This window comes from Bacillus sp. MBGLi79 (genome assembly GCF_002953915.1).
The window spans coordinates 1,036,843-1,040,635 of record NZ_CP026521.1; the positions used below are offsets into that span (position 1 = coordinate 1,036,843).

At 47.6% G+C, this 3,793-nt stretch carries 5 protein-coding genes; 4 read left to right on the forward strand and 1 reads right to left on the reverse strand.

Annotated elements, in window-relative coordinates:
* Together cax and C1T29_RS05155 are read left to right on the forward strand one after the other, a co-directional pair.
* On the forward strand, positions 1-418 hold a 418-nt coding region (cax, locus tag C1T29_RS24710; protein WP_231516543.1), incomplete at its 5' end, for a calcium/proton exchanger.
* A 66-nt stretch (positions 419-484) separates the two neighbouring features.
* Positions 485-1,276: a YfkD famly protein gene (locus C1T29_RS05155; RefSeq protein WP_020450573.1), complete on the forward strand. Its 792-nt coding sequence runs from the start codon at positions 485-487 to the stop codon at positions 1,274-1,276.
* A gap of 28 nt (positions 1,277-1,304) precedes the next feature.
* On the opposite strand, the gene yfkAB is transcribed toward C1T29_RS05155, so the two are convergent.
* On the reverse strand, positions 1,305-2,426 hold the full coding sequence (yfkAB, locus tag C1T29_RS05160; protein ID WP_103750488.1) for a radical SAM/CxCxxxxC motif protein YfkAB: 1,122 nt from the start codon (positions 2,424-2,426) through the stop codon (positions 1,305-1,307).
* Positions 2,427-2,569: 143 nt separating this feature from the next.
* Here yfkAB and C1T29_RS05165 point away from each other — a divergent pair, with 143 nt between their 5' ends.
* Both C1T29_RS05165 and pdaA read left to right on the forward strand, forming a co-directional pair.
* Positions 2,570-2,755: an SE1561 family protein gene (locus C1T29_RS05165; RefSeq protein ID WP_003179806.1), complete on the forward strand. Its 186-nt coding sequence runs from the start codon at positions 2,570-2,572 to the stop codon at positions 2,753-2,755.
* Positions 2,756-2,864: 109 nt separating this feature from the next.
* Complete coding sequence (gene pdaA, locus C1T29_RS05170) at positions 2,865-3,656, forward strand: delta-lactam-biosynthetic de-N-acetylase (protein WP_208945714.1); 792 nt, start codon at positions 2,865-2,867, stop codon at positions 3,654-3,656.
* Positions 3,657-3,793: the final 137 nt, after the last annotated feature.

Genomic DNA, 3,793 nt, shown 5'->3' on the forward strand with positions numbered 1-3,793 from the left:
GACCGTTGCCGTTGCCTACATTTCCGAGCACCTCGTCCACACATTTGATACGGTGGCCGAACAATTCGGCTGGTCGGAGCTTTTCATCGGGGTCATCATTGTCGCGATCGTCGGAAACGCGGCAGAGCATGCTTCCGCCGTCATTATGGCCTATAAGGACAAAATGGATGTCGCAGTTGAAATTGCGATCGGATCAACGCTGCAGATCGCGATGTTTGTCGCACCTGTTCTTGTGATCAGCTCTTTGTTTTTTCCAGTGAGCATGCCGCTCGTCTTTACCTTGCCGGAACTCGTCGCCATGGCTTCCGCCGTCCTTTTGATGATCGTCATTTCAAACGACGGGGATACGAACTGGTTTGAGGGCGCGACATTGCTGGCTGCTTATATCATCATGGGAATCGGTTTTTTCCTTCTTTAAAAAAATTGGGATAAACGGAGAGCATCCGGAAAACAATAAGGGAAAAGAAACAGAAAGAGTGATAGTATGAAAAAGCTTTTGTGTTTTACGCTAACTGCGTTTTTATCCTTTAGTTTTTTCGCTGTACAGGAAGCAGATGCAGCCAAGCCGATCAAGATTCCAAGCTCTGTCACGAATATTTCCAAAGAGAACACATACCCTAACGCCTCCCAGGATCAGCCGAGGCTGCAGCCGAGCGAACTGGCCGAAGAGCTGCTGAAAACAACCGATATCGCGATTGAAAATCCGCATCTCATCAAAATGCTGAATGAGTCAAGCATTTCCGGCACACCGCTGGCAATCGGCTACAGAGCGACGATCTATTTGGGCAGATGGGCGCTCGGGTATACCTCGAATGAAACCGTTGCGAACTGGGAATACCGCAAAATCAACACAAACCGCTTTGACAACCGGGGCGGGAAAGCACCTGCCGAACTCACGTATTCCCAGGAACAGACGAGCAAAATCAAAGGCGGCTTAACAGCGAAAGTCCCGAAAGCGGACGATGTCAAAAACATGATGATGCTTGAAGCCATGGAAAAAACAAAGCTGCCGCTCGCCTTTGAAACAGTCGTCGGCGCCGGCACAAAACGCGATCAGATTTATAAAGTGCAGCCGAAAAAGCTGGGGAATTTACACGCCTATGCACCTGCCGTCAATGAAAAAGGGAAGGTCACCTACGGTGAAGTGTACATTGTATTAAAAGGCAACAAAAGAAAGCTGGTCGTCAAAAATATCACCTCGCAAGGAATCGGCGCCTGGATTCCTGTACAGGATCACCTCACATTCGGCTTTCAGCTCAGCCATCAGCCGAAATAAAAAAGCAAGCCTTTTGCGGCTTGCTTTTTCATACTCTTGCTGTTCTGGAAGTAAAATCAACATCTTGATAATAGCTGTTTTTGACGAGCACATTCGGCCCGAGGCATCGGACGTGCGGGCAGTGGCAGTTGAGCTCCTTGGCAAGCTCTGTTTTTCTCCACTTCGCATAGGCGCTTGGCAGGCTGTCGGTTTGAATGTTGCCGAGCGGCGGAGTATCTCCGAAATCGGTCACGATGATATTGCCGTCAAAAATATTGACGTTCAGGCGCGATCTGCCGTCAGGGTCGTTTCTGACCGTGACATTTTTCGCTTCGCGCAGCCGCTGTAAAAGAGCGTGGTCTTCAGGATCAGGGCTGCACGCGTAAAACGGCAGGGTGCCGAACAGCATCCACGTATTTTCGTCGCGAATGTCAAGAAGGCGGTGGATCGCTTTCCTCATGTCTTGTAAGCTTAAAGATTCAAGCGCGCTTGCAAAATCGCTCGGATACATCGGGTGAACCTCATGGCGCTGGCATTTCATGTCTTCGACAATTTGCCGGTGAATATGCTCGATGTGAGGAAGCGTCCGTTTGTTGAGCATCGTCTCGGCGGATACCATAACCCCTTCATCAACAAGCGTCCGGCTGTTTTCGATCATTTTTTCGAAATAGCGCGCCCGCTGGGCAAACGTCGGCTTTTTATCCATCATGGCGAAGCCGATTTCTGCAAAGTCTTCGACTGTTCCCCAGTTGTGGGAAATATGAAGCACATCAAGGTAGGGGATGATCAGCTCGTAGCGCCCGATATCGAGCGTCAAGTTTGAGTTGATCTGCGTCCGCACGCCGCGTTCATGAGCGTATTTTAATAAAGGAACGACATATTCCTTTACGGATTTTAATGAAAGCATCGTCTCGCCGCCCGTAATGCTTAAAGAACGAAGGCGGGGAATCTCATCAAGCCGTTTCAACAGAAGGCTGACGGGCAGCGCGTCCGGGTCCTTCGTCTGGAGCGTATACCCGACGGCGCAGTGCTCGCAGCGCATATTGCAAAGAGTCGTCGTCGTAAATTCAACGTTCGTCAGCTGTATATCTCCATATTGGTCAACGTCCATGTAGGCTTCCCACGGATCATATTCCGGGGTAATCGGACGAACCTGCGTTTTTTCTGTCATGACATATCTAACTCCTTTATGATAGGACATACTAATATAGCCCAACTATTCATTTTAGACCTGATCCTTGAGGCGTGCAAGTCATGGATGATTGAAAAAAGGCCGTTTATAGGCTACGATAAAGGAACAAAAGGAGGAGAATCATGGGTAACGCAGTACATGACAAAGAACAGCAAGTCAATTATTTAAAAAACAGATTGGATATGTTTATGTCAGTCATCGATTCTTTAGACCCGGAATCGACCGACCTTGAAGATATTGACAGACTGATCAGCATGCTCGACGACTTGGAAGCCAAATACGAGCGCTTTAAAAAAGACTGGAAATAAAACCGCTGCATTCTTTGCCGCGGTTTTTTTGTTTTCCAAGTGTTGCTTGGTATGAAAAGCCCAGCCCTTCTGCACAATAAGAAAAAATAAAACTGGGAGCGAGAAGATGATGAAACGATTCTATGCCTTATGCTGCGGATTCCTGCTGATGCTGGCCTTCAGCGGCAATGCTGAAGCGATTTCCAACAAGGCGATCCATTGGGGCTTTTCAAAAAGCAAAAACCATCGGCCGGCAGATGCGGGACAAGAGCTGAACAGCCTTTTGCAGCAGTACGACGCCTTTTATTTGGGCAACACAAAGGAAAAAACGATCTATCTGACCTTTGATAACGGCTATGAAAACGGCTACACCCCTAAGGTGCTAGATGTTCTGAAAAAACAAAACGTCAAAGCAGCCTTTTTTGTAACGGGCCATTTTGTCAAAGATCAGCCGGAGCTGATCAAGCGAATGGCCGAGGAAGGACATATCATCGGGAATCATTCCTATCACCATCCGGATCTCACGACGAAAACAAGCCGCGGGATACAAGAGGAATTGGAATCGGTCGATGAGGAGGTTTACAACATCACAGGCGAAAAAAACAATCTCTACCTGAGGCCGCCTCGGGGCGTTTTCAGCGAGCGGGTGCTTGCAGAAACGAAAAAGCTCGGTTATCAAACGGTATTCTGGTCTGTTGCTTTTGTCGATTGGAAAATCAATGCCCAAAAAGGGTGGCGCTATGCGTACGACAATATGATAAAACAGGCCCATCCCGGCGCCGTCTATTTGCTTCACACCGTCTCGAAAGACAATGCCGAAGCGCTTGATCAGGCGATCACCGACTTAAAAAAAGAAGGCTATACATTTAAAAGCCTTGATGACCTGATGTTTGAAAAATCTATGATGCTAAAGCCCTTTTGAAAGAAATGCCCCGGACGCTGAGACGGGGTTTTTGCTTTGAGCGGAAAAGTTGATGGTTCAGGCTCTTTTATTTCCCCTAGTCAATTCCATAGAATAAAAATCCATTCTATATACATATATTACTAGATTTAAAAAGA